At 65.7% G+C, this 23,038-nt stretch carries 26 protein-coding genes; 9 read left to right on the top strand and 17 right to left on the bottom strand.

The window, feature by feature from the left end; all coding sequences use genetic code 11:
* Positions 1-71 precede the first annotated feature (71 nt).
* The 9 genes from sucD to sdhC all read right to left on the bottom strand — a co-directional run bounded on the left by sucD (position 72) and on the right by sdhC (position 8,658).
* The gene (gene sucD / locus KYK29_RS13620; protein WP_254691450.1) at positions 72-974 is read right to left on the bottom strand and encodes a succinate--CoA ligase subunit alpha; all 903 of its coding nucleotides are present in this window, start codon (positions 972-974) and stop codon (positions 72-74) included.
* A 2-nt stretch (positions 975-976) separates the two neighbouring features.
* Positions 977-2,173: an ADP-forming succinate--CoA ligase subunit beta gene (sucC, locus tag KYK29_RS13615; protein ID WP_254691449.1), complete on the bottom strand. Its 1,197-nt coding sequence runs from the start codon at positions 2,171-2,173 to the stop codon at positions 977-979.
* 27 nt (positions 2,174-2,200) lie between these two features.
* Positions 2,201-3,163, bottom strand: coding sequence for a malate dehydrogenase (gene mdh, locus KYK29_RS13610; protein ID WP_254691448.1), 963 nt, complete (start codon positions 3,161-3,163; stop codon positions 2,201-2,203).
* 161 nt (positions 3,164-3,324) lie between these two features.
* Positions 3,325-4,521, bottom strand: a complete 1,197-nt coding sequence (gene zapE / locus KYK29_RS13605; RefSeq protein WP_254691447.1) for a cell division protein ZapE — start codon at positions 4,519-4,521, stop codon at positions 3,325-3,327.
* A 36-nt stretch (positions 4,522-4,557) separates the two neighbouring features.
* Positions 4,558-5,079, bottom strand: coding sequence for a protease inhibitor Inh/omp19 family protein (locus KYK29_RS13600; RefSeq protein WP_254691446.1), 522 nt, complete (start codon positions 5,077-5,079; stop codon positions 4,558-4,560).
* Between the two features lie 145 nt (positions 5,080-5,224).
* Positions 5,225-6,004, bottom strand: coding sequence for a succinate dehydrogenase iron-sulfur subunit (locus tag KYK29_RS13595; protein ID WP_254691445.1), 780 nt, complete (start codon positions 6,002-6,004; stop codon positions 5,225-5,227).
* Between the two features lie 18 nt (positions 6,005-6,022).
* A complete protein-coding gene (gene sdhA, locus KYK29_RS13590) occupies positions 6,023-7,864 on the bottom strand; it encodes a succinate dehydrogenase flavoprotein subunit (RefSeq protein WP_254691444.1) in 1,842 nt (613 codons plus the stop codon).
* A 7-nt stretch (positions 7,865-7,871) separates the two neighbouring features.
* The gene (gene sdhD / locus KYK29_RS13585) at positions 7,872-8,252 is read right to left on the bottom strand and encodes a succinate dehydrogenase, hydrophobic membrane anchor protein (protein ID WP_254691443.1); all 381 of its coding nucleotides are present in this window, start codon (positions 8,250-8,252) and stop codon (positions 7,872-7,874) included.
* A 13-nt stretch (positions 8,253-8,265) separates the two neighbouring features.
* The gene (sdhC, locus tag KYK29_RS13580) at positions 8,266-8,658 is read right to left on the bottom strand and encodes a succinate dehydrogenase, cytochrome b556 subunit (protein WP_254691442.1); all 393 of its coding nucleotides are present in this window, start codon (positions 8,656-8,658) and stop codon (positions 8,266-8,268) included.
* Positions 8,659-8,958: 300 nt separating this feature from the next.
* Here sdhC and KYK29_RS13575 point away from each other — a divergent pair, with 300 nt between their 5' ends.
* Entirely contained in the window at positions 8,959-9,417 is a 459-nt protein-coding gene (locus KYK29_RS13575) for a hypothetical protein (RefSeq protein ID WP_254691441.1), read from the top strand.
* A gap of 15 nt (positions 9,418-9,432) precedes the next feature.
* On the opposite strand, the gene KYK29_RS13570 is transcribed toward KYK29_RS13575, so the two are convergent.
* From KYK29_RS13570 to tsaD, 5 genes are read right to left on the bottom strand one after another with little or no spacing between them, the layout of a single operon-like run.
* Positions 9,433-10,080 carry a class I SAM-dependent methyltransferase gene (locus KYK29_RS13570; RefSeq protein WP_254691440.1) on the bottom strand — a complete coding sequence of 216 codons (648 nt, stop codon included), beginning with the start codon at positions 10,078-10,080 and terminating at the stop codon, positions 9,433-9,435.
* Between the two features lie 6 nt (positions 10,081-10,086).
* Entirely contained in the window at positions 10,087-10,518 is a 432-nt protein-coding gene (locus KYK29_RS13565; RefSeq protein ID WP_254691439.1) for an EVE domain-containing protein, read from the bottom strand.
* Between the two features lie 5 nt (positions 10,519-10,523).
* Positions 10,524-10,817: a YciI-like protein gene (locus tag KYK29_RS13560; protein ID WP_254691438.1), complete on the bottom strand. Its 294-nt coding sequence runs from the start codon at positions 10,815-10,817 to the stop codon at positions 10,524-10,526.
* A 20-nt stretch (positions 10,818-10,837) separates the two neighbouring features.
* Positions 10,838-11,824: an NAD(P)H-dependent glycerol-3-phosphate dehydrogenase gene (locus KYK29_RS13555; protein WP_254691437.1), complete on the bottom strand. Its 987-nt coding sequence runs from the start codon at positions 11,822-11,824 to the stop codon at positions 10,838-10,840.
* Positions 11,821-12,915 carry a tRNA (adenosine(37)-N6)-threonylcarbamoyltransferase complex transferase subunit TsaD gene (gene tsaD / locus KYK29_RS13550; protein ID WP_254691436.1) on the bottom strand — a complete coding sequence of 365 codons (1,095 nt, stop codon included), beginning with the start codon at positions 12,913-12,915 and terminating at the stop codon, positions 11,821-11,823. Before tsaD ends, KYK29_RS13555 begins: the two co-directional genes overlap by 4 nt.
* Before the next feature lie 73 nt (positions 12,916-12,988).
* On the opposite strand from tsaD, the gene hemC reads away from it, so the two are divergent.
* The 8 genes from hemC (at position 12,989) to KYK29_RS13510 (ending at position 19,667) form a co-directional block, all read left to right on the top strand.
* Positions 12,989-13,918, top strand: coding sequence for a hydroxymethylbilane synthase (hemC, locus tag KYK29_RS13545; protein ID WP_254691435.1), 930 nt, complete (start codon positions 12,989-12,991; stop codon positions 13,916-13,918).
* Between the two features lie 2 nt (positions 13,919-13,920).
* A complete protein-coding gene (locus tag KYK29_RS13540; RefSeq protein WP_254691434.1) occupies positions 13,921-14,667 on the top strand; it encodes a uroporphyrinogen-III synthase in 747 nt (248 codons plus the stop codon).
* Positions 14,668-14,743: 76 nt separating this feature from the next.
* A complete protein-coding gene (locus KYK29_RS13535) occupies positions 14,744-15,970 on the top strand; it encodes a COG4223 family protein (RefSeq protein ID WP_254691433.1) in 1,227 nt (408 codons plus the stop codon).
* A gap of 13 nt (positions 15,971-15,983) precedes the next feature.
* Entirely contained in the window at positions 15,984-17,597 is a 1,614-nt protein-coding gene (locus tag KYK29_RS13530; protein WP_254691432.1) for a heme biosynthesis protein HemY, read from the top strand.
* A 30-nt stretch (positions 17,598-17,627) separates the two neighbouring features.
* Complete coding sequence (locus tag KYK29_RS13525; RefSeq protein WP_254691431.1) at positions 17,628-18,116, top strand: tellurite resistance TerB family protein; 489 nt, start codon at positions 17,628-17,630, stop codon at positions 18,114-18,116.
* A 2-nt stretch (positions 18,117-18,118) separates the two neighbouring features.
* Complete coding sequence (locus tag KYK29_RS13520) at positions 18,119-18,835, top strand: glutamine amidotransferase (RefSeq protein ID WP_254691430.1); 717 nt, start codon at positions 18,119-18,121, stop codon at positions 18,833-18,835.
* 215 nt (positions 18,836-19,050) lie between these two features.
* Positions 19,051-19,344, top strand: coding sequence for a YggT family protein (locus KYK29_RS13515; RefSeq protein ID WP_254691429.1), 294 nt, complete (start codon positions 19,051-19,053; stop codon positions 19,342-19,344).
* An 11-nt stretch (positions 19,345-19,355) separates the two neighbouring features.
* Positions 19,356-19,667: a DUF167 domain-containing protein gene (locus KYK29_RS13510; RefSeq protein ID WP_254691428.1), complete on the top strand. Its 312-nt coding sequence runs from the start codon at positions 19,356-19,358 to the stop codon at positions 19,665-19,667.
* A 4-nt stretch (positions 19,668-19,671) separates the two neighbouring features.
* Here the strand turns inward: KYK29_RS13510 and ppa are convergent, their stop codons facing one another.
* The 3 genes from ppa to typA form a co-directional block, all read right to left on the bottom strand.
* A complete protein-coding gene (ppa, locus tag KYK29_RS13505; RefSeq protein ID WP_254691427.1) occupies positions 19,672-20,205 on the bottom strand; it encodes an inorganic diphosphatase in 534 nt (177 codons plus the stop codon).
* 158 nt (positions 20,206-20,363) lie between these two features.
* Complete coding sequence (locus tag KYK29_RS13500) at positions 20,364-20,870, bottom strand: GNAT family N-acetyltransferase (RefSeq protein WP_254691426.1); 507 nt, start codon at positions 20,868-20,870, stop codon at positions 20,364-20,366.
* 203 nt (positions 20,871-21,073) lie between these two features.
* Entirely contained in the window at positions 21,074-22,900 is a 1,827-nt protein-coding gene (gene typA, locus KYK29_RS13495; protein ID WP_254691425.1) for a translational GTPase TypA, read from the bottom strand.
* Positions 22,901-23,038: the final 138 nt, after the last annotated feature.

The raw sequence follows: 23,038 nt of genomic DNA, 5'->3' as shown, positions 1-23,038 counted from the left end.
AACGCATGACCGCATGCGCCGGGGAGATATGGATCGGCCGGCTTGTCGCCGGCCTGTCCCTTTCGTTCGTTTCAGCCCTTGAGGACTTCCACCAGCGTCGTGCCCAGCCGCGCCGGCGAGGGGGAAACGCGGATACCCGCCGCTTCCATCGCCGCGATCTTGTCTTCCGCGCCGCCCTTGCCGCCGGAGATCACCGCCCCGGCATGGCCCATGGTGCGGCCGGGAGGAGCGGTGCGGCCGGCGATGAAGCCGACCGTCGGCTTGCTGCGCCCGCGCTTCGCCTCGTCCTTCAGGAACTGCGCCGCTTCTTCCTCGGCCGAGCCGCCGATCTCGCCGATCATGATGATCGACTTGGTCTCGTCGTCGGCGAGGAACATTTCGAGCACGTCGATGAACTCGGTGCCCTTGACGGGGTCGCCGCCGATGCCGACGGCCGTCGTCTGGCCGAGGCCTTCGTTCGTGGTCTGGAAGACCGCCTCATAGGTCAGCGTGCCGGAACGGGAAAGAACCCCGACCGAGCCCTTCTTGAAGATATTGCCCGGCATGATGCCGATCTTGCATTCGTTCGGCGTCAGGACGCCGGGGCAATTCGGGCCGATGAGACGCGACTTCGACGCATCGAGCCGCGCCTTGACCTTCACCATATCGGCGACCGGAATGCCTTCCGTGATGCAGACGATGAGCGGGATTTCCGCATCGATCGCCTCGATGATCGCCGCCGCCGCGCCAGCCGGCGGAACGTAGATGACGGAGGCGTTCGCGCCGGTGGCGTCCCGGCCCTCGGCGACGCTGGCGAAGATCGGCAGCGTCTCGCCCCTGGCGCCGGTCCATTGAGTTCCGCCCTTGGAGGGGTGGATGCCGCCGACCATCTGCGTGCCGTGATAGGCAAGCGCCTGCTCGGTGTGGAAGGTTCCGGTCTTGCCGGTCAGGCCCTGGACGAGAACCTTGGTGTCTTTGTTGATGAGGATGGACATTCTCAGGCTCCCTTGACGGCCTTGACGATCTTCTGGGCGGCGTCATCGAGGTCGTCGGCCGAAATCACGTTCAGGCCGCTTTCGTTGATGATCTTCTTGCCCAGTTCGACATTGGTGCCCTCGAGGCGCACGACGAGCGGAACCTTGAGACCGACGTCCCTGACGGCGGCGATCACGCCTTCGGCGATGACGTCGCACTTCATGATGCCGCCGAAGATGTTGACGAGGATGCCCTTCACCGCCGGATCCGCCGTGATGATCTTGAAGGCGGCCGTCACCTTCTCCTTGCTCGCGCCGCCGCCGACGTCGAGAAAGTTGGCGGGTTCGGCGCCATAGAGCTTGATGATATCCATGGTCGCCATGGCAAGGCCCGCACCATTGACCATGCAGCCGATATTGCCGTCGAGCGCGACATAGGCGAGATCGTATTTGGAGGCCTCGATCTCCTTCTCGTCTTCCTCGGTCGTGTCGCGCAGCTCCACGATGTCGGAATGGCGGAACAGCGCGTTGCCGTCGAAGGAGACCTTGGCGTCGAGAACGCGCAGCCGGCCGTTCGTCATGACGATCAGCGGGTTCACTTCCAGCAGGCTCATGTCCTTCTCGACGAAGGCCTTGTAGAGCAGCGGAAAGAGCTTTTCCGCATCGGCCCGCGCCTCGCCCTCGAGCTTGAGCGCATCCGCCAGCGTCGCGAGGTTTCCGGCCGTGACGCCGGCGTCGGGATCGATGGCGACGGTGACGATCTTCTCGGGCGTCTCCTCGGCGACCGCCTCGATGTCCATGCCGCCCTCGGTGGAGACGACGAAGGCCACCTTGCCGACCGAGCGGTCGACGAGGATCGACAGGTAAAGCTCGCGGTCGATATCCGCGCCATCCTCGATATAGAGGCGGTTCACCTGCTTGCCGGCCTCGCCGGTCTGCTTGGTGACCAGCGTGTTACCGAGCATTTCCCGGCTGTTGGCGACGACGTCCTCGACGCTTCGGGCAAGGCGCACCCCGCCCTTGGCGTCGGGGCCGAGTTCCTTGAACTTGCCCTTGCCGCGCCCGCCGGCATGGATCTGGCTCTTGACCACATAAAGCGGCCCGGGAAGCTTGCGGGCGGCGGCTTCCGCCTCGTCGGCGGAGAAAATGGCCACGCCCTCGGCGACCGGCGCGCCGTAGCTCTTCAGGAGAGCCTTGGCCTGATATTCATGGATGTTCATGGGAAAAGTCCTGTCTTGATGCCGGGATTACTTCAGCGCGGGCGCGATGTTGATGCAGGCTTCGCAAAGGCCGGCGACGGCGCCGACCGACTTGTCGAAGGCTTCCTGCTCGGCCTTGTTGAACTCGACCTCGATGATGCGCTCGACGCCGCCTGCGCCGATGACGGTCGGCACGCCGACATACATGTCCTTGACGCCGTACTGACCCGACAGATGAGCCGCGCAGGGCAGGACACGCTTCTTGTCCTTGAGGTAGGATTCGGCCATTTCGATGGCGGAAGCGGCCGGGGCGTAATAGGCCGATCCGGTCTTCAGCAGGCTGACGATTTCCGCGCCGCCGTCACGGGTGCGCTGGATGATTTCCTCCAGGCGCTCCTTGCTGGTCCATCCCATCTTGACGAGGTCGGGCAGCGGGATTCCGGCGACCGTCGAATAGCGGGCGAGCGGCACCATCGTGTCGCCATGGCCGCCGAGAACGAAGGCGGTGACGTCCTGGACGGAAACCTTGAACTCCTCGGAGAGGAACAGGCGGAAGCGGGACGAGTCGAGCACGCCGGCCATGCCGACGACCATGTTCTTCGGAAGGCCCGAGAACTTCTGCAAGGCCCATACCATCGCGTCGAGCGGGTTGGTGATGCAGATGACGAAGGCGTCGGGGGCGTATTTCTTGATGCCCGCGCCGACCTGCTCCATCACCTTGAGATTGATGCCGAGCAGGTCGTCACGGCTCATGCCGGGCTTGCGCGCGACGCCGGCCGTCACGATGCAGACGTCGGCGCCTTCGATCGCCGCATAGTCGCTGGCGCCGGTGAAGGAGGCGTTGAAGCCCTCGACCGGGGACGACTGGGCGATGTCGAGACCCTTGCCCTGCGGAACGCCGTCAGCAATGTCGAACAGGACGATATCGCCCAGTTCCTTGAGGCCGGCGAGGTGCGCCAGCGTGCCACCGATCATTCCGGAACCAATAAGTGCGATCTTGCTGCGGGCCATGTGAGAGCTTCCTCTTGAGTTGGACACCGGCCCCGTGTCGCAAACGCGAGACCTTTCGCCGCAAGGGATTAGCCCTCTCTGGTTAAAAATTCAATCGATACTTTTAAAGCAAGATATTTCAATCGGTTAGATATAAAAATTCTTACGTTTACGTAAGAATTTTACGACACTTCCACGACAGGATGGTCGTATTTTCGCTGATGCTCGGCAAGATACTCCGCACTTCGCATCTCCGTCAGACGGGAAACCGTGCGGTCGAACTCGAAGCCTTCCGTGCCCCTGCGGGTCACGAGCAGCCTGTCCGGCGCAGCGGCGGCGGAGGCGAAAAACCGGGCGCGGCGATCGTAGACCGCATCGACGAGATTGATGAAGCGTTTGGTTTCGTTGCGCTTCTCCGCGCCGAGAAAAGGGATGTTCTCGACGAAGAGCGTATCGTAACGGCCGAGAATTTCGAGATAGTCCGCTGCGGCCAGCGGCCGCTCGCAAAGATCGGAAAAATCGAAACGGGCGGCGCGGCCGGCCGCAAGCGGCACGGCGATGGCGCGGCCGCGAAACGAAAGCGTGGCCGGCGCCACCGGCAGGTCCGCGACCTCGCGCTGCCAGGCCGCCTCCATGGCCATATCGGCTTCCGGTCCGATCGGATGGCGGAAGACGGGCAGGCCCGCCTCTTTCTCCATGCGGTAATCGGTCACCGAATCGAGCGGCAGGATCTCAACATGCTGTTTCAGAAGCCCCACGAAGGGCAGGAACAGGCCGCGGTTGAGACCGTCCCGATAGAGATCGTCCGGCTCGACGTTCGACGTGGCGACAAGAATGCAGCCGCTGGCGAAAAGTTCACCGAACAGCCGCGACAGGATCATCGCATCGGCAATATCGGTGACGGAGAATTCGTCGAAGCAGAGCAGGCGCGCTTCGGCGATCAGGCTCGCAGCAACGGGAGGGACCGGATCGGCCTGCCGCGTCTTGCCGGCCTTGAGATCCTGGCGATGGCGGTGGATCCGCTCGTGGACATCGGCCATGAATTCATGGAAATGGGCGCGACGCTTGCGTTTCAGCGGCGCGCGCTCGAAAAACATGTCCATGAGCATGGTCTTGCCGCGCCCGACACCGCCATGAATGTAAAGACCCTTCGGAGCGGCGACGGTTTGCGGCTTGCGGGACGCGAAAAGCCAGCCGAGCGCGCTCGATTTGCGCGCCGGGCGCTGGTCGCGGATCTCGCGGAGCAGGCGGTCGAACCGCCGCGCCATCGCCGCCTGTGCGGGATCCGGCTTCAACTCGCCCATGGCGATCAGGGTTTCCAGCCGGGCGGAAACACCGTGTTCCGAGGGGTTGGAGGCCCTCTCCCAATCCTTGCTCATGGGCAAGCTGCGCCATCCTTCCGGCAGAAGACGAAATCAGCGGCCAAGGCTGATCGGCTGACCGGAGGTGGTGGTTCCGCTATAACGGGAATCGGCGGTCTTGTAGAGGCGGGCGATGGCGTTTCCGCCGCGATCCTTCAGAACCACCTGCTTGCCGGCCACTTCCCAGGAACCCATCGTCGTGAGTTCGCCGGCGCAGCCCCGGGTGCCGCCGCGCGAGCCGCTGCCGAGATTAGTCAGCGTCAGGAACATATCGCAGGTGGAGGGGCCGGCGGTCACGCGCCAGTTGCCGACCATCGATTCCTTGGTGACGTCCATCGCGCCGGAGGCTTCGGCCCCATCGATCGAGGCCATCTCCGTGCCGCCGGTCATCGGCTTTTCAGGAAACTGCGTCGCGCTCGTCGTGGGATCGGGAAGCTGGCTCGAGGAGACCGCGCCGATCGGCTGCGCTTCCAGCGGCGTCAACGGCCGGGTATTGATCGTCGTGGTGGAGGTTCGCTGGCAGCCGGCCAGAGCAAGCGCCATCATAAGTCCGCCCGCCACATGTATAATTCGCATGTCGAAACTCCTGCTGTTCTGCCGGATTCTGCTGCCCCGCAGCAATTTTTCCCGAATTAACGTGAAATGCCTGCCTGAATCAAGTCAGGCCGGCCCGAATCGGCGGACCGGTCTCTCACGTTTCGTAAATGGCGGTTCATATGGGTCAGAACCGGCGCTCGACCAGCATCTTCTTGATTTCGCCGATCGCCTTGGCCGGGTTGAGACCCTTCGGGCAGGCCTGGGCGCAATTCATGATCGTGTGGCAGCGATAGAGGCGGAAGGGATCTTCCAGATCGTCGAGACGCTCGCCCGTGGCTTCGTCGCGGCTGTCGATCAGCCAGCGGTAGGCCTGAAGCAGCACCGCCGGGCCGAGATAGCGGTCGCCGTTCCACCAGTAGCTCGGACAGGACGTCGAGCAGCAGGCGCACAGAATGCACTCGTAGAGGCCGTCGAGCTTGAGGCGATCGTCATGGCTCTGCCGCCACTCCTTTTCGGGCGTCGGCGACACGGTCTTCAGCCACGGCTCGATCGAACGGTGCTGCGCGTAGAAATTGGTAAGGTCCGGAACGAGATCCTTGACCACCGGCAGATGCGGCAGCGGATAGACCTTCACGGCGCCCTTGATCTCGTCCATGCCCTTGGTGCAGGCGAGCGTATTGGTTCCGTCGATATTCATGGCGCAGGAGCCGCAGATGCCCTCGCGGCAGGAGCGGCGCAGCGTCAGCGTCGGATCGATCCTGTTCTTGATGTAAAGCAGCGCATCGAGCACCATCGGGCCGCAATCGTCGACATCGATATAGAACGTGTCGACCGACGGATTGCTGTCGTCGTCCGGGCTCCAGCGATAGATGCGGAACTCGCGGGTGTTGGTCGCGCCTTCCGGCTTCGGCCAGACCTTGCCTTCGGTGATCTGCGAATTCTTCGGGAGAGCGAGTTCAACCATGTCCTGTTCTCCTCGGGATCAGTAGACGCGCGCCTTGGGTTCGATCTTCTTGGGATCGATCCCGTCCGCGATGAGTTCGGTATGAACCGGGCGATAGTCGAGCGTGACCTCGCCCACCTCGTTGACCCAGGCCAGCGTGTGCTTGCGCCAGTTGACGTCGTCACGGCCGCCGAGCGGGCCGTCCGCATAGTCCTCGCGGGCATGCGAACCGCGGCTTTCCTTGCGGGCCTCGGCGCCATAGACGGTGGTGATGGCATTGGCCATCAGGTTTTCCAGTTCCAGCGTCTCGACGAGATCGGAGTTCCAGATCATCGACCGGTCGGTGACCTTGACGTCCGGCAGTTCCTTCCAGATCGCGCTGATGCGGCGGCAGCCGTTTTCAAGCGATTCCTGGGTGCGGAACACCGCGGCGTCCTCCTGCATGGTGCGCTGCATCTTGTCGCGCAGCACGGCCGTCGGCGTGCCGCCGTCGGCATGTCGAAGACGGTCGAAGCGGTCCATGATCCTGTCGCAGGCAGCGACGTCGAGCGCGGGCACGGCCGCGTCGCGGTCGATCACCTGGCCGGCGCGGATGGCGGCGGCCCGGCCGAAGACCACGAGGTCGATCAGCGAGTTGGAGCCGAGGCGGTTGGCGCCATGCACCGAGGCGCATCCGGCTTCGCCGACAGCCATCAGGCCGGGCGCGATGCGCTCCGGGTTCTCGCTGTTGGCGTTCAGCACCTCGCCCCAGTAGTTCGTGGGAACCCCGCCCATGTTGTAATGGACGGTCGGCAGCACCGGGATCGGCTCGCGCGTGACATCGACGCCGGCGAAGATCCTGGCGCTTTCGGAAATGCCCGGCAGCCGCTCGTGCAGCACGGCCGGATCGAGATGGTCGAGATGCAGGTAGATGTGATCCTTGTTCCGGCCGACGCCCCGGCCCTCGCGGATTTCCATCGTCATGCAGCGCGAGACGACGTCGCGGGAGGCGAGATCCTTGGCCGAGGGCGCGTAACGCTCCATGAAGCGCTCGCCTTCCGAATTGACGAGATAGCCGCCCTCGCCGCGCGCGCCCTCGGTGATGAGGCAGCCCGCGCCATAGATGCCGGTCGGATGAAACTGCACGAATTCCATATCCTGCAACGGCAGGCCGGCGCGCGCGACCATGCCGCCGCCGTCGCCCGTGCAGGTATGCGCCGAGGTGGCGGAGAAATAGGCGCGGCCGTAGCCGCCGGTCGCCAGCACCACCATCTTGGCGGAAAAGCGATGGATCGTGCCGTCATCGAGATTCCAGGCGACGACGCCGGTGCAGCGGCCATCGGCCGACATGATCAGGTCGAGCGCGAAATATTCGACGAAGAACTCCGCATTGTGCCGCAGCGACTGGCCGTAGAGCGTGTGCAGGATGGCATGGCCGGTGCGGTCGGCAGCCGCGCAGGTGCGCTGCACCGGCGGACCTTCGCCGTAGTTCTGCATGTGGCCGCCGAAGGGCCGCTGGTAGATCTTGCCTTCCTCGTTGCGCGAGAAGGGTACGCCGTAGTGCTCCAGCTCATAGACCGCCTTTGGCGCTTCCATGGCGAGATACTGCATGGCGTCGACGTCGCCGAGCCAGTCGGACCCCTTGACGGTGTCGTAAAGGTGCCACTGCCACGAATCCGGCGTCATGTTCTGGAGCGAGGCGGCGATGCCGCCCTGCGCGGCGACCGTATGCGAACGGGTCGGGAAGACCTTGGTGATGCAGGCCGTCTTGAGCCCCTGCTCGGCCATGCCGAGCGTGGCACGAAGGCCGGCGCCGCCGGCGCCGACGACGATCACGTCGAAGGAATGGTCCACATATTGATAGGCCTTGCCGTTGGCCGCCGGAGAGGAGATCGCTGCCATGATTGGATTATCCTGCAAAAGCGATTTTGAGGACGGCGAAGAGACAGAGTCCGCCGACCAGGATCGCGAAGAAGGTGTTGAGCATGAGGAGCGCGATCTTCGCGCCCTCGCCATGCACATAGTCCTCGATGATGACCTGCATGCCGAGCTTCATGTGAATGAGGCCGGAAATGACGACGAGCCCCATCAGGACGGCCACGAGCGGGTTTGCGAGCGAGGCCGTCACCTCCGCGTAGGAAGCGCCGTTGTGGCAGACGAGGAAGCCGACGAAGAACAGGAGCAGGGGAACATTGGCGACCGCCGTCAGGCGCTGACGCCAGAAATGCTCCGTGCCGTCCTTGGCCGAACCGAGGCCGCGAACGCGGCTGAGGGGCGTGCGCATATCCATGTTTCCGTCCTCCTCAGCGCGCCAGATAGGCGGCGATCCACACCAGCACCGTCAGCGCGACGGAGACGAAGGGGGTCGCGATGGCGAGTCTCGTGTTGAAATGTTTCTCGTAGCCGCGCCCGATGTCCCACATGAAATGGCGCAAGCCCCCAAGCATGTGATGCAGCAGCGCCCAGGTGTAGCCGAAGAGGATCAGCCGCCCGACCAGCGTGCCGAAGAACCAGCTGACCGTGTCGAAGGCGCTCTCTCCCATGGCCGCCGCGATCAGCCACCAGGCGACGAGCACGGTGCCGAAATAGAGCGCGCCGCCGGTAATGCGGTGGACGATCGACATGACCATCGTCGGGATCGGCTTGTAAACCTGGAGATGCGGCGAAAGCGGCCGGCTTCGAGTGACATTCGTCATCTGAACCTCACGGAACCCCGGAGAGCCAAAATCTGGACGAATTTTCTCCGGAATTGCAGTATGTTGTGCACATTGCAGTGATTGCGACGTTTAATCACCGCAGCGCCGAACCACAAGTCTCATTGCGGTGCAAAATTAATTTAATCGATTAAAGGTCAATCGGCCTCGCGCGGATGCGGGCATGGCAGGCGCCATTAACGATAAACGCGGAAAATCCCGCCTTTGCCGTGACTTTTGCCCGCGACTGCGCCAGTTTGAAGGTTAAGGATCCGTTAAGCGCTCCCTGCAAGGAGAAACGGGATGACCGTATTTTCAGTCTCTCATACCGGCAAGGTCCTCGCCTGCGTCATGGCGCTGGGCCTGTCGTTCGGCATCGCCGCCGAAGCGGGCGATCGCCACCACGATCACCGGCGTTCCGCCGGGCGTTCGGGCGAGCCGCTCGGCGGCATGGTCACCGAACCGCTGCGCCGCCACGGCCATGACTGGCGGCATGAGCGCGTCCGGCCGAAATACGGCCATGCCGGCCGGCGCGACGGCAGACGTGACCGACGCGACGGCGGGGCCTTCTACGGCGGCGCGATCTCGGTCTACCGCGAGCGCGGCAACGGCCGCTATCTCTATGTCGAGAACGACGGCCCTTACCGCGAGCGCCGCGACGGTTCATACGACCACCGTGGCAGCGACGGCCGGGTCATCGAGGTCGCGCCCGGCCGAAACGGCTGCGCCTTCGAAAGCGGAGTCTGCGTCATCCGGCGCTGACGCCCCGGCGGCCGCTCAACCCGGAAAACGCCAGACCGTCGTGCGCTTGACCTCGCTGTCTTCCAGCGCGCGGGTCACCGGCACCTCGAAGGTGGCGAGCGCCTGCATGCGGCTGCGCGGGCAATAGGCGCGGCCCGGATCGCCGACGAGCACCAGAGCGCCCCGCCCGGCGAGTTCGGCAAACCAGGGGATGATCGCCCCGGCGAAAGCACTGTCATAAAAGACGTCGCCGGCCAGCACCACGTCCCAGCCGCTGTCGGTGCCGATGGCGTTTTCACCGCTATGGTCGAGCGTGACCCCGTTCAGGCCCGCATTGAGACGGATCGCCGTGGCGCTCCAGGGATCGATATCGGCGGCCAGCACGCTTGCCGCGCCGGCAAGGCGCGCCGCGATGCCGACAAGGCCGGAGCCGCTGGCGAAGTCGAGCACGGAGCGTCCCCGGACCGTTTCCGGCCTGTCGAGCACATAGCGGGCGAGCCCCTGTCCGCCCGCCCAGGCGAAGGCCCAGAAGGGCGGCGGCAGGCCGATCCCTTCCAGTTCCTCCTCGGTCTTCAGCCAGAGATCATGCGCCTCGGTGGCGAGATGCAGCCGCACCTCGGGCACATGCGGCGGCGAAAGAATCCCGGTATTGGCGCGAATGAAGGCCTCGGGTTCGGTCCGCACGGGAATTCAGCGCGGGGGGTTGTCGAGGCCGCCCATGCGGCAGACTTCCAGCCATTCGTCTTCCGTCACCGGCTGCACGGAAAGGCGCATGGACGTGACCAGCGCCATGGAGGAAAGCTTCGGATTGGCCTTCACCGCCTTGAGCGAGACCGGCTTCGGCATGTCGCAGACGGCCCGGATGTCGACGCATTCCCAGCGCAGGTCCTCGCCGGCGGTGGAATCGGGATGCGCGAGCGCGCAGACTTCACAAATGCCGACGACCTCCAGCCCCTCGTTGGAGTGGTAGAAGAAGCCCTTGTCGCCAAGCGTCATCGCCCGCATGTTGTTGCGCGCCTGATAGTTGCGCACGCCATCCCATTCCTCGCCTTGCGCGCCCTTCGCCTTGAGCATTTCCCAGGAAAACTTGAAGGGTTCGGACTTGTAGAGCCAGTATGCCATGCGTCTTACGCCTCCGGACCGTTGAAGACCCAGTTCCACGGCTTCACCGCGACGGAGGCGAAGAGCCCCGCCCTGGCGTAGGGATCTTCGGCGGCCATGGCGCTCGCCTCCTCGAGACTTTCGGCCCGAACGACGACGAGGCTGCCGTTCGGCTTGCCGTCCTCGCCGAGGAAGGGTCCGGCAAACCCGAGCTTGCCGGCGTCGTTGAGCGCGTTCAGATAGGCGAGATGTTCGGGGCGGGTATCGAGGCGGATCTGCAACGCGCCGGGCTTGTCGGCGCAGACGAAAGCGTAAAACATCGAGCGGTCCTTCCGTTCAGTCATTCCGTGGTAATGGGACGCGTCATCAATTGCCCGATTGCCGTCCTCACGTCCAGCGACCCGTCGACGATGGCCGCCACCGCATCGGTGATGGGCATGTCGACGCCCATGTCGGCGGCGACGCGGGCGACGACGCCGGCAGCGACGGCCCCCTCGACGAGATCGCCGGAACTGGCGTCGGCCGCGCCGTTGCGGCCGAGCGCGATGCCGAAGCGCAGGTTGCGGGACTGGTGGCTGGTGCCGGTCAGCACGAGGTCGCCGAGACCGGAAAGACCCGCCACCGTCGCCGCCTCGCCGCCATGGGCGGCGATGAAGCGGCCGAGTTCGGCCAGCCCGCGCGAAATGAGGGCCGCACGCGCCGAATCGCCGAGCCCCGCCCCCTCGACGATGCCGCAGGCGATCGCCAGAACGTTCTTGAGCGCCCCGCCGAGTTGCACGCCGATCCGGTCGGCCGAGGGATAGAGCCGGAAGGTCGGGCCGGAAAGCGCTTCCGCAAGCCTTGCTGCCGCCCGTTCCGTGCGGGCCGCGACCACCATGGCCGTCGGCAGGCCGCGGGCGATATCGGCCGCGAAACCGGGCCCGGACAGGACGGCGATCTCATGGCCGGGCAGTTCTTCTTCCACCGCCTCGGTCAACAGCTTGCCGGTCGTCCTTTCCATGCCCTTGGCGCAGATGACGATGGCGGCGTCGGCCGACAGATAGGGCGCGATCCCACGAGCCGCCTCGCGCTGGGCCTGCGAGGGCATGGCGAAAAGAATGATCCCCGCCCCTGCCGCCGCCGCGATATCGGCGCTGTAGCGAAGCTGCGGCGCAAGCGGAATACCGGCAAGCGCCTTGTCATTGCGGCCGGTCGCCCGCATGGCGGCGACAGCGTCGGGATCGCGGCCGATCAGCGTCACGGTGCTGCCGGCGCCGGCGGCCATGCTTGCAAGCGCCGTCCCGAAGGCCCCTGCGCCGACCACGGCGATATCGGGCGTCGTGCTCATGCCTTGGCGCCCCGCTTGCCGGATCCGAGAAGCGCCGCGGCCTCCCGGTCGAGCGGCCAGCGCGAGCGCGGAGCGACGGACAGGTCGTCCGCCGCAAGGCCCGCCGCCATGCGCTCCAGCCCGGCCCAGGCGATCATCGCCGCATTATCGGTGCAAAGGGCAAGCGGCGGCGCGCTGAAACGGAAGCCGTGTTTCTCGCAAAGCGCTTGCAGCGTCATGCGCAATTCACCGTTGGCGGCGACGCCGCCGGCGACGACCAGCGCACGCGCCGCGCTCTCCGGATGGAGGGCGCGGAACCGTTCGAGGCCCCGGCCGATGCGGTCCTTCAGCGTGCGCGACACCGCCCGCTGGAAGGAAGCGCAGATATCGGCCACGTCCTGCTCGCTCAGCGGCTCGATCGCCTGGGCGGCCTGCCGCACCGCCGTCTTGAGGCCGGAGAAGGAGAAATCGAGCCGCGCCTCGCCGAGCAGCGGGCGCGGGAAGATGAAGCGCTTCGGGTCGCCGCTGCGGGCCATGCGCTCGACGGCCGGCCCGCCGGGATAGGGCAGGCCGAGAAGCTTGGCGGTCTTGTCGAAGGCCTCGCCCAGCGCATCGTCGATGGTGGTGCCCCAACGCTCGTAGTCGTCGACGCCGCGCACGAGGACGAGTTGGGTATGGCCGCCGGAAACCAGCAGCATGAGATAGGGGAAGGCGAGACCGTCCGTCAGCCGCGCGGTCAGCGCATGGCCCTCCAGATGGTTGATCGCATAGAGCGGCTTTCCGGTCGCCCGGGCAATCGCCTTGCCGGTCATCAGCCCGACGATGAGCCCGCCGATCAGCCCCGGCCCGCTGGTCGCGGCAATCGCGTCGAGGGACGAAAGGGAGCGCCCGGAGCGCAGCAGCGCCTCGCCGATCAGGCTGTCCAGCGCCTCCACATGGGCGCGCGCCGCGATCTCCGGCACCACGCCGCCATAGGCGCTGTGTTCCTCAAGCTGGCTCAGGACCACTTCGCCGAGGATCGTTCCGCGCCCCTCCGCATCACGGGTCACGACGGCGGCGGCGGTCTCGTCGCAGCTCGTTTCGATGCCGAGAATGGTCAGATGGGACGACATGAAGCACGCGGGTTGATTGCGAAAGCCCCGAAAGGCGGATACGAGACACCCCGGTAACAACGGATCAAGGTGGATGCAAACAAAACCTTTCAGGATCGGCACGCGCGGCAGCCCGCTCGCTCTCGCCCAGGCCCGGGAGACCCGTTCCCGGCTGATGGCGGCCCATGGCCTGCCCGAGTCGATGTTCGAGATCGTCGTGCTCTCGACGAAGGGCGACCGCATCACCGACCGCTCGCTGGCGCTGATCGGCGGCAAGGGCCTTTTCACCGAGGAGATCGAGGCCCAGCTTGCCTCCGGCCAGATCGATTTCGCCGTGCATTCCTCCAAGGACATGCCGACGAAGCTGCCGGACGGGCTGCATCTTTCCGTGTTCCTGCCGCGTGAGGACGTGCGCGACGTCTTCATCAGCCCCGTCGCGCCGCGCCTTCTCGACCTCCCTCGGGGGGCGACCGTCGGCTCGGCCTCGCTGCGCCGCCAGGCGCTCATCCGGCGGCTGCGGCCCGACCTCAACGTCATCGTCTTCCGCGGCCAGGTGGATACCCGCCTCGAAAAGCTCGCGAGGGGCGAGGCGGATGCGACGCTCCTGGCCTATGCCGGCATCAGGCGCCTCGGCAAGCTGGATGTGCCGACCGAAGTCCTCGATCCGGAAATCTTCCCCCCGGCCCCGGCGCAAGGGGCGATCTGCGTCGAAAGCCGGATCGGCGATGCGCGCATCGACGCGCTGCTTTCGGCCATCGACCACGCGCCGACCCGCGCGGCCGTCACCTGCGAGCGCGCCTTCCTCGAAACGCTCGACGGCTCCTGTCGTACGCCGATCGCCGGCCTTGCGACGATCGGGGACGGACAGTTGCGCTTCCGGGGGATGATCCTCACGCCGGACGGCGGCACCTTCCACGAGATCGAGGCGACCGGCCCGGCCGCCGACGCGGCGGATCTCGGCGCCACGGCCGGCCGCACGATCCGGGAAAGGGCCGGCGCGGCGTTCTTCGAAAGCTGGATATAGGCATGCGGATCCTCGTGCTGCGCTCCCCTGACGCCGCGCCGCGCACCGCCGCGCGGCTTGCCGCGCTCGGGCATACGCCGGTGCTGTTGCCGCTGGCGCGCGCCCGGCACGACGCGGCCGCTCTGGAAGCCGGCCTTGCCGCGCCGCATGCGGCCATCGTCCTCACCAGCGCCGAGGCGGCGGCCGTCCTGCGCAGCCGGCCGGACCTCGTCGAGCGGCATCGGGACGCGACGCTCTTCGCCGTCGGCCACGCCACGGCGGCGGCGGCACGCGAGGCCGGTTTCCGATCCGTGACGACGCCCGGAAGCGACGGCTGGACGCTTGCGGGCTTTATCGACGCCCGTCGTCCGGCAGGTCTTTCGGCGGACGCGCCGCTTCTTTATCTCGCCGGCTTCCCGCGCTCGCCGCCGTTCGAGCGCCGGCTTGCCGAACTGGATGTGCCGCACCATACGGTCGAATGCTATCGCATGGAGCCGATCGCCCATCCGCCCGGGGAACTGGAGCGACGGCTGTCCGCTCCCCGGCCCGACGCCGTGCTCTTCCACTCGCGCGAGAGCGTACGCCGCTTCTTCGCGCTGCCGCCGCTTGCCGGAGCCCCGGAACGGATTGCCGGCATGCGGCTTTTCTGCATCAGCGCCAATGTCGCAGACGCCGTTCCGCCGGACCTTGCGACGGCCGTGGCCATCGCCGACGCACCGGATGAGGAAAGCCTTCTCGCATTGCTCGCAGCCGCCCCGCCGGTGGAGTAAATTGCCGCAAGGGTCTTTCCCTCACCGGCTTCCCTGTCTACTTTGAGTGCAGTGCATACCTTTGCGAGGAGACCCCATGGATCCGGAAAACCCGTCCCGTCGCAAGAAAACCGACGACACGCCGGTGACGATCGATCTCGAAGCCGCCTCCACGCCGGCGGGAGACACGGGTGAAGCCGCAGTCTCCGGGCCGCCCCCCGAAACATCCGCCACGGACGCGCCCGAAAAACCCGCCGACGCGAGCGAAAGGCCGGTGCATTCGCGACCTGGTGACCGGGAGCCTGCCGTCCGCTCGGCCGAGGCGAACGAGGAAACGCCTTCCCAGCCGCCGAAAGGGCCGGCGATACAGCCCCGACCGGGCCGCTCCGGCGCTTTGGCAGCCGGGATCGTCGGGGGACTTGTGGCGCTCATCGGCGCAGGCAGCCTGCAATATGGCGGCTTCCTGCCGGCCCCCGGTCCGCAGCGGGGCGACGACGGCGCATTGATTGCGCTGCAAAATGAAATCGAGGCGATGAAACGGCAGTTTTCGGAGGCCGCCGGTGCGCGCATCGACCTGTCGCCGCTCGAAACGCGGCTGGCAGCCCTGGAACAGGCCCGACCCGAAACGGCCGGCGGGGCGGAAGCCGAGACGGTCGACCGGCTGGAGAGCGAAATCGCCCGGCTGAGCGGCGATCTTGCCGCCGCCCGGGAGGAGATCGCCCGGACGGGTGCAGCCGTCAGCACGACGGAAGACCAGTTGACCCAGCGGATCGCCGCCGCCGAGCAGAAGCTCGATGAACCGCGCAGCGACATCGAGATGGCGCGGGCCGTGGCCGCCAGCGCCCTGAAGACGGCGATCGATCGGGGCGGACCCTATCTCGCCGAACTCGAAGCCTTCGCCAGCATCGCCCCGGAAGACCCCTCCGTCGCCGGTCTGCGCGAGCATGCCGCGGCCGGCGTTCCGTCACGCTCGGATCTGGTGCGGGCCTTTCCCGAAACGGCCGACGCCATACTCGACGCGGTTCATCAGCCGCAGGGCGACCAGGGCGTTTTCAGCCGGCTGCTTTCGAGCGCGACCTCGGCCATCCGCGTGCGGCCGGTCGGCAGCATCGAGGGCGACACGCCGGAAGCGGTGGTCGCCCGGATCGAGAACAAGCTTCAGAACGGCGATTTCGCCGGCGCCCGGATCGAATGGCAGGCCTTGCCGGAAGCCGGACAGGCGGCGGCAGCGGAATTCAAGCACAGGCTCGACGCGCGCGTGACGGTCGAGGACCTGGCCGGGGCAGCCGTCGCCGGCGCCATGGCCGGCGGCAAGCAGGGCTGAGGAGAGGCATGTCATGATTCGCATTCTCGCCTTCATCCTTCTCGTCCTCGCACTGGCCGGCGGTTTTGCCTGGCTTGCCGACCGACCGGGCGAATTGTCCATCGTCTGGCAGGGCCAGCGGGCGGACATGAGCCTGATGGTGGCGGCGACGATGGTCGCTGCGCTGGTGGCGGCGATCATGCTGTGCTGGTGGATCCTGCGCGTCATCTGGACGTCGCCCCATACGATCCAGCGCTATTTCCGCGCCCGCAAGCGCGACCGCGGCTATCAGGCGCTGTCGACCGGCCTCATCGCCGCCGGTTCGGGCGATGCGGCGGCGGCGCGCCGGATGCACGCCCGCACCCGCGGCCTGCTCAGCGCCGATCAGGAGCCGCTGATCCATCTCCTCGAGGCGCAGGCGGCGATGATCGAGGGTCGCCACGACGAGGCCCGAACCCTTTTCGAGCGGATGGCGGAAGATCCGGAAACGCGCGAACTCGGCCTGCGCGGACTGTATCTGGAGGCCCGGCGGCTCGGCGCGAACGAAGCCGCACGGCAATATGCGGAACGGGCGGCCGAAAACGCGCCGCAACTTCCCTGGGCCGCCATGGCGACGCTGGAATATCGCTCGCAGGCCGGCCAATGGGATGAAGCGCTGAAGCTTCTCGGCGACGGGCGCTCCGGCTCGCCGGAGGACAGGAAGACCTACGCCCGGCGCAAGGCCGTGCTTCTCACCGCCCGCGCCGCCGAACGGCTCGAAGCCGACCCGAAGGGCGCGCGGGAAGACGCACAGCAGGCGCTGAAACTCGTCGACGATTTCGTCCCCGCGGGCCTTGTCGCCGCCCGGGCCTGGCTGCGCGAGGACAACCTGCGCAAGGCGGCGGCAATCCTCGAAAGGCTTTTCAGGGCGACAGCGCATCCCGAGGTGGCGCGGCTTTACGTGCGGGCGCGCAGCGGCGATTCGGCCGCTGACCGGCTGAAACGCGCCGGGAAGCTGGAGGCCATGCGCCCCAACAATCCCGAAGCGCTCTATACGCTGGCCGAAGCCGCGCTCGAGGCGCGCGATTTTCCCCTGGCGCGGGCGAAGGCCGAGGCCAGCGCGCGCCTCTCGCCGCGCGAAAGCGCCTTTCTGCTGCTTGCCGATATCGAGGATGCCGAAACGGGCGATCAGGGCCGTATCCGCCACTGGATGAACCAGGCATTGAAGGCCCCGCGCGATCCGGCCTGGACCGCCGACGGCATCACCTCGCCCGAATGGCGTGCGGTTTCCCCCGTCACGGGCCGTCTCGACGCATTCGAATGGAAGACGCCGGTCAGCCGGATCGACGGACCGATCGAGGACGCGGCGGCCACCGTGGCGGATGAGGCGATCCGCACGTTGCCGCCGGTCGCCACCGAAACGAAGCCGGCTCGGGAAATCCCCGAACCGGCCGTCGAAGCCGTGGCGGAAAGACCGCCGGTCGTCGTCGCGGCGGTAAAGCCGCCCATAGCGGTAAAGCCGGCCGCTGCGCCGAAGCCGGCCCCCGACGGCGGCCCGCGCCCGGCCGAAAACCCCGACGAAACACCCCCTTTCTATGGCCTGCCGGACGATCCCGGCGTCAAGCAAGGCGCAAAGCGGGAGGAAGCCGGCAGCTTCCGCCTGTTTTGAACAGAAGCAAGAGGCCGGAAACGACCATTCATGTTTGAGCGACTGCAAAATTTTCTCACGAGCCTGGCCGGGGGCGATGACCAGCGCACCCTTGCCGTCGATGATCCGCGTATCGCCGTCATGGCGCTGTGCATCCAGGTGATGGAGGCGGACGGCCGGGTGCTCGACGTCGAGAAGGAAACGCTGAGAAGCCGCTTCAAGGCCCTCTACGGCATCGGAAATGTCGAACTCGACGCAATCTTCGCGGCGGGAAGCGACGCGGAGAGCGAGGCGATCGATTTCTTCCGCTTCACATCGGAATTGAAACGCCAGCTGAACGAGGAGCAGCGCGTCGATCTGATCGGCCTGCTCTGGGAAATCGTCTATGCCGACGGCGAACGCAGCGAGATGGAGGACCACGCGATCTGGCGGATCGCCGACCTGCTCGGCGTCTCGGGGCGCGAACGCATCATGAAGCGGCAGGAGGTCGCCGAGCGCGTCACGACGATCATCCCGCGCGAGGAGCCCGACGAAGGCTGACCATGCTGGAATTTCCCCATGCAGCGCGCCGCAAGCGCCCCGTTCTCGTCGTCCTGCATCAGGAGACCTCCAGTCCCGGACGGGTCGGCCAGATCCTGCAACGGATGGGCCACGCCCTCGATATCCGCCGCCCGGTGCTCGGCGACCTTCTGCCCGAAACGCTCGCCGATCATGCCGGCGCGGTGGTGTTCGGCGGGCCGATGAGCGTCAATGACGACGCCCCCTACATGCGGGCGGAGATCGACTGGCTTTCCGTCCCGCTTGGCGAGAGCCGCCCCTTTCTCGGCATCTGTCTCGGCGCGCAGATGCTCGTGAAGCATCTCGGCGGGCTGGTTTCCGGCCATGAAGAGGGGCTGACCGAAATCGGCTGGTATCCGCTGTCGGCGACGGCGGCGGGCGCCGCGCTGATGGAATGGCCCGCCATGGTCTACCAGTTTCACCGCGAGGGCTTCGACCTGCCTTCGGGCGCGACGCTGCTGGCCACCGGTCATCACTACGAGAACCAGGCCTTTCGCTATGGCGACAACGCCTGGGGCATCCAGTTCCATGGCGAACTGACGCTGGCGATGATGCACCGCTGGGTGGTGCACGGCGCCAACCGTTTCGGGCTCCCCGGCGCACAGATCGGCCGCGCCCATCTCGACGGCCGGCTGTTGCACGATGCGGCGCTGCACCGCTGGATGGGTGCCTTCCTCGATCGCATCTTCCGGGAAGGGTGAGGACGCAGCGGCGGGCCGAGAGCATTTCCAGCCGAAGCGAGATCGCTTCGGCGTCGGATAATGCGGTAAGGAAAATATATGGGAGCAATCCCGGTGAGCCGGATTTCACCGGAATTGCTCGAGCCATTAAACATCTTGCGGTCCTCGCGGAGACCGCCCTTGCTGGCGGCACCGGCAATGGCTAAATGTCAGTTCGAAAAGAACTGGAGACGACAATGATCGCGGTCATTAATACCCTGTTGTTCATCATCAGCATCGCGTGGTTCCTGGTGATCGCCTCGGCGATCTTCTCCTGGCTCTATGCCTTCAACGTCATCAATACGAACAATCAGGTCATCGCCACCATCGGCCGCTCGCTCTACCAGCTCACCGAGCCGGTCTACCGGCCGATCCGCCGTGTGCTGCCGAATTTCGGCGGCGTGGACCTGTCGCCGCTCGTCGTTCTCGTGATCCTGTTCTTCCTGGAGCAGATCATCCGCACCGTTCTCGCCCCGGCGCTGCTCGGCTGAGCGGCGCCGTCATGGCGGCTCTGACGCGCCATGAGGACCATGTGCGCCTCACCGTGCGGCTGACGCCGAACGGCGGGCGCGATGCTATCGAAGGGCTGGAGACCGGCGCGGATGGCGAAAGCCACCTCAAGGTGCGCGTGAGCGTCCCGCCGGAAAAAGGCAAGGCGAACAAGGCGCTTGCGGAACTGGTGGCGAAATGGGCCGGCGTCGCGAAATCTGCCGTTTCGCTGTTGAGCGGAGACACCCGGAGAAAGAAAATCCTCCGGATCGACGGCGACCCGGAGGAGATCATGGCAAGGCTCGAAGCGGCGCTGAAAGGCTGAACGCCTATTTCTGCGCCTTGTAGCGGTCGATCGCCTCGACGATGAGCCTCTTGGCGACCTGAACGTCCTGCCAGCCGCCGATCTTGACCCATTTTCCGGGCTCCAGATCCTTGTAATGCTCGAAGAAATGCTCGATCTGCTTCAGGGTGATTTCCGGCAGATCCGTGTAATTCTCGACCTTATCGTAGCGGCGCGTCAGCTTCGGCACCGGAACGGCCAGGATCTTCTCGTCCTTGCCGCCGTCGTCCTCCATCACCATCACGCCGATCGGCCGCACGTTGATGACGCAGCCCGGCACCAGCGGACGCGTGTTGCAGATCAGGACGTCGATCGGGTCGCCATCCTCGGAAAGCGTATGCGGGACGAAACCGTAGTTTCCGGGATAGGTCATCGGCGTATAGAGGAAACGGTCAACGACGAGCGCGCCGGCGTCCTTGTCCATTTCGTATTTGATCGGATGGCCGCCGACCGGGACCTCGACGATGACGTTGACGTCTTCCGGCGGATTCTTGCCGATGGAAATAGCATCGATGCGCATGAGGCTTCCTTAAGAGGGGACGGGATTGCTGCTCGTGCGCTTCCTAATGCGAAACCGTGTGCGGCGCAATATGACTTTCGTTCAGGGGGCCGGCAGCAGCCGGTCGGAGAGGCCCTAACGCGCATCGTCCGGCAGGCCGGCGGAACAGGCGAACGGCGTTATTTCCAGACGAAGCCGATCTTTTTCAGCTCCTTTTCGCCGAAGTCCTCCATCCCTTCGGCGATGTCGTCGCCGCCGGCGGCGCGGAAGAAGGCCTGAGCCTGTTCGCCGTCTTCCAGGCACCAGACGATGAGGCCGTTGCAGCCGAGCGATTTCAGCAGTCTCTGCGCTTCGCCGAACAGCAGGCGGCCGAGGCCGAGGCCCTGATATTCCGGCCGCAGGTAGAGCTCATAGACCTCGCCCTCCTGCGGCATCGCGCGGGCGCGATTGAGGCCGAGGGTGGCATAGCCGGCGATGGTTCCCGCAACGTCCAGGACGAGAAGCGTCGCGGGACCGCGGGTGGCCTTGCGCCACCAGGTCTCGTCGCGGCGGTCGACCATGCGCACCAGCGGCCTGTGCGGGATGAGGCCGCCATAGGCGTGCAGCCAGGAAACCCGGTGGGTCTCGGAAATGGCTCCGGCATCCTGCGGCTCGGCGCGCCGCACATCGATCGACAGTGTTTTCATAACACGACTCTATTCCCGCACTGATATTGCCGGAATCCCGTTGGCAACGCCGCGCTTGATTGCCCACAGGCAAGTTCCACGCGGCGAACCGAAAGGTTAACGCTTTTTTAACAAATGTCACCAGCGATCGGAAAGCGGCACACATGAAAAAACCCCGGTGGGTGAGGCCGGGGTCGAAAGAGTGTGATTGCGGATGGTTGCGTTCAGGCAGCGCCGGCAGCGCGCTGCTTTTCGAATCGCTTGCGATCGTTCGGATCGAGATAAAGCTTGCGCAGGCGCAGCGACTTCGGCGTCACCTCCACCAGTTCGTCGTCCTGCACCCAGGAAAGGGCGCGTTCCAGCGTGAACTTGATCGGCGGCGTGAGCTTGACGGCCTCGTCCTTGCCGGCGGCGCGAATATTGGTCAGCTTCTTGCCCTTCAGCACGTTCACGTCGAGATCGTTGTCACGCGAATGGATGCCGACGATCATGCCTTCATAGACCTTCTCGCCGGGCTCGATGATCATCGGGCCGCGATCTTCCAGGTTGAAGAGCGCATAGGCGACGGCCTCGCCGGATTCGTTGGAGAGCAGAACGCCGTTGACGCGGCCGCCGATCTCGCCCTTGTAGGGCTGGTAGTCGTGGAACAGCCGGTTCATGATCGCGGTGCCGCGCGTATCGGTCAGAAGCTCCGACTGATAGCCGATCAGGCCGCGCGTCGGGGCGAAGAACACGAGCCGAACGCGATTGCCGCCGGAGGGACGCAGCTCGACCATTTCCGCCTTGCGTTCGGACATCTTCTGCACGACGACGCCGGAATGCTCCTCATCCACGTCGATGACGACCTCTTCCACCGGTTCGAGAAGCTCGCCGGCCTCGTTCTTGTGCATGACGACGCGCGGGCGCGAGACGGCCAGTTCGAAGCCTTCGCGCCGCATGGTCTCGATCAGCACGGCGAGCTGGAGTTCGCCGCGGCCGGAGACGTAGAAGGAATCCTTGTCGGAGCTTTCCTCGATCTTGAGCGCGACATTGCCCTCCGCCTCCTTGAACAGGCGGTCGCGGATGACGCGGCTCGTCACCTTGTCGCCTTCCGTGCCGGCCAGCGGGCTGTCGTTGACGAGAAAGGTCATGGTGACGGTCGGCGGGTCGATCGGCTGGGCCGTCATCGGTTCGCTGACGGAGGGATCGCAGAACGTGTCCGCGACGGTGCCCTTGGAAAGGCCAGCGATGGCGATGATGTCGCCGGCATGCGCTTCCTCGATCGGCTGGCGCTCGATGCCGCGGAAAGCCAGGATCTTGGAGATGCGGCCCTGCTCGATGAGCTTGCCGTCCTGGCCGAGAACCTTGACCGCCTGGTTCGGCTTGATGGAGCCGGAATGCACGCGGCCGGTGATGATGCGGCCGAGGAAGGGGTTGGCTTCCAGAATGGTGCCGATCATGCGGAACGGCCCCTCTTCGACCTTCGGCTCGGGCACATGCTTGACGACGAGGTCGAGCAGTGGCGCAAGACCGTCCTCCGTCGGGCCGGCGGGATCGTAGTTCATCCAGCCGGAACGGCCGGATCCGTAGAGGATCGGGAAGTCGAGCTGTTCGTCGGTCGCGTCGAGATTGGCGAAAAGGTCGAAGACCTCGTTCACCACCTCGTCGGCGCGGCCGTCCGGCCGGTCGATCTTGTTGATGGCGACGATCGGGCGCAGGCCGACCTTCAGCGCCTTGCCGACGACGAATTTCGTCTGCGGCATCGGCCCTTCGGCGGAATCGACGAGAACGATGGCGCCGTCCACCATGGAGAGGATGCGCTCGACCTCGCCGCCGAAATCGGCGTGGCCGGGCGTATCGACGATATTGATGCGGGTTCCCTTCCATTCGACCGACGTGGCCTTGGCGAGGATGGTGATGCCGCGTTCCTTTTCGATGTCGCTGGAATCCATCACGCGTTCGACGACGCGCTGGTGGTCCCGGAACGCGCCGGATTGCCTGAGGAGCCCGTCGACGAGCGTGGTTTTACCATGGTCGACGTGCGCGATGATCGCGATATTACGGATGGTCATGGTCTATCTCTGAGGTTCGGGGGCGCGCCGTCAAGACAAAGGGCGCCCGTCTTCAATGGGGCGCTCATACAGGTTTTTCCGCTAATGCAAAAGGGGCTCGACCCGACAAACCGCCGCCGCCGCGCCGGCCGGCGCGGC

The organism is Shinella daejeonensis (assembly GCF_024281235.1).
GTDB lineage: Bacteria > Pseudomonadota > Alphaproteobacteria > Rhizobiales > Rhizobiaceae > Shinella > Shinella daejeonensis.
The sequence above is the reverse complement of the archived record's forward strand: the minus strand, read 5'-3'. Positions and strand labels throughout refer to the sequence as shown.

Excerpts from the sequence above, each read along its gene's own strand:
- sucD (WP_254691450.1), bottom strand. The coding sequence starts at position 974 with ATGTCCATCCTCATCAACAAAGACACCAAGGTTCTCGTCCAGGGCCTG.
- sdhD (WP_254691443.1), bottom strand. The coding sequence starts at position 8,252 with ATGGATATGCGCACGCCCCTCAGCCGCGTTCGCGGCCTCGGTTCGGCC.
- KYK29_RS13520 (WP_254691430.1), top strand. The coding sequence starts at position 18,119 with ATGCTGGAATTTCCCCATGCAGCGCGCCGCAAGCGCCCCGTTCTCGTC.
- KYK29_RS13530 (WP_254691432.1), top strand. The coding sequence starts at position 15,984 with ATGATTCGCATTCTCGCCTTCATCCTTCTCGTCCTCGCACTGGCCGGC.
- KYK29_RS13575 (WP_254691441.1), top strand. The coding sequence starts at position 8,959 with ATGACCGTATTTTCAGTCTCTCATACCGGCAAGGTCCTCGCCTGCGTC.
- KYK29_RS13500 (WP_254691426.1), bottom strand. The coding sequence starts at position 20,870 with ATGAAAACACTGTCGATCGATGTGCGGCGCGCCGAGCCGCAGGATGCC.
- KYK29_RS13555 (WP_254691437.1), bottom strand. The coding sequence starts at position 11,824 with ATGAGCACGACGCCCGATATCGCCGTGGTCGGCGCAGGGGCCTTCGGG.
- sucC (WP_254691449.1), bottom strand. The coding sequence starts at position 2,173 with ATGAACATCCATGAATATCAGGCCAAGGCTCTCCTGAAGAGCTACGGC.
- tsaD (WP_254691436.1), bottom strand. The coding sequence starts at position 12,915 with ATGTCGTCCCATCTGACCATTCTCGGCATCGAAACGAGCTGCGACGAG.
- KYK29_RS13515 (WP_254691429.1), top strand. The coding sequence starts at position 19,051 with ATGATCGCGGTCATTAATACCCTGTTGTTCATCATCAGCATCGCGTGG.
- mdh (WP_254691448.1), bottom strand. The coding sequence starts at position 3,163 with ATGGCCCGCAGCAAGATCGCACTTATTGGTTCCGGAATGATCGGTGGC.
- zapE (WP_254691447.1), bottom strand. The coding sequence starts at position 4,521 with ATGAGCAAGGATTGGGAGAGGGCCTCCAACCCCTCGGAACACGGTGTT.
- KYK29_RS13565 (WP_254691439.1), bottom strand. The coding sequence starts at position 10,518 with ATGGCATACTGGCTCTACAAGTCCGAACCCTTCAAGTTTTCCTGGGAA.
- hemC (WP_254691435.1), top strand. The coding sequence starts at position 12,989 with ATGCAAACAAAACCTTTCAGGATCGGCACGCGCGGCAGCCCGCTCGCT.
- KYK29_RS13525 (WP_254691431.1), top strand. The coding sequence starts at position 17,628 with ATGTTTGAGCGACTGCAAAATTTTCTCACGAGCCTGGCCGGGGGCGAT.
- typA (WP_254691425.1), bottom strand. The coding sequence starts at position 22,900 with ATGACCATCCGTAATATCGCGATCATCGCGCACGTCGACCATGGTAAA.
- sdhA (WP_254691444.1), bottom strand. The coding sequence starts at position 7,864 with ATGGCAGCGATCTCCTCTCCGGCGGCCAACGGCAAGGCCTATCAATAT.
- KYK29_RS13510 (WP_254691428.1), top strand. The coding sequence starts at position 19,356 with ATGGCGGCTCTGACGCGCCATGAGGACCATGTGCGCCTCACCGTGCGG.
- KYK29_RS13540 (WP_254691434.1), top strand. The coding sequence starts at position 13,921 with ATGCGGATCCTCGTGCTGCGCTCCCCTGACGCCGCGCCGCGCACCGCC.
- KYK29_RS13560 (WP_254691438.1), bottom strand. The coding sequence starts at position 10,817 with ATGTTTTACGCTTTCGTCTGCGCCGACAAGCCCGGCGCGTTGCAGATC.
- KYK29_RS13600 (WP_254691446.1), bottom strand. The coding sequence starts at position 5,079 with ATGCGAATTATACATGTGGCGGGCGGACTTATGATGGCGCTTGCTCTG.
- KYK29_RS13595 (WP_254691445.1), bottom strand. The coding sequence starts at position 6,004 with ATGGTTGAACTCGCTCTCCCGAAGAATTCGCAGATCACCGAAGGCAAG.
- ppa (WP_254691427.1), bottom strand. The coding sequence starts at position 20,205 with ATGCGCATCGATGCTATTTCCATCGGCAAGAATCCGCCGGAAGACGTC.
- sdhC (WP_254691442.1), bottom strand. The coding sequence starts at position 8,658 with ATGACGAATGTCACTCGAAGCCGGCCGCTTTCGCCGCATCTCCAGGTT.
- KYK29_RS13535 (WP_254691433.1), top strand. The coding sequence starts at position 14,744 with ATGGATCCGGAAAACCCGTCCCGTCGCAAGAAAACCGACGACACGCCG.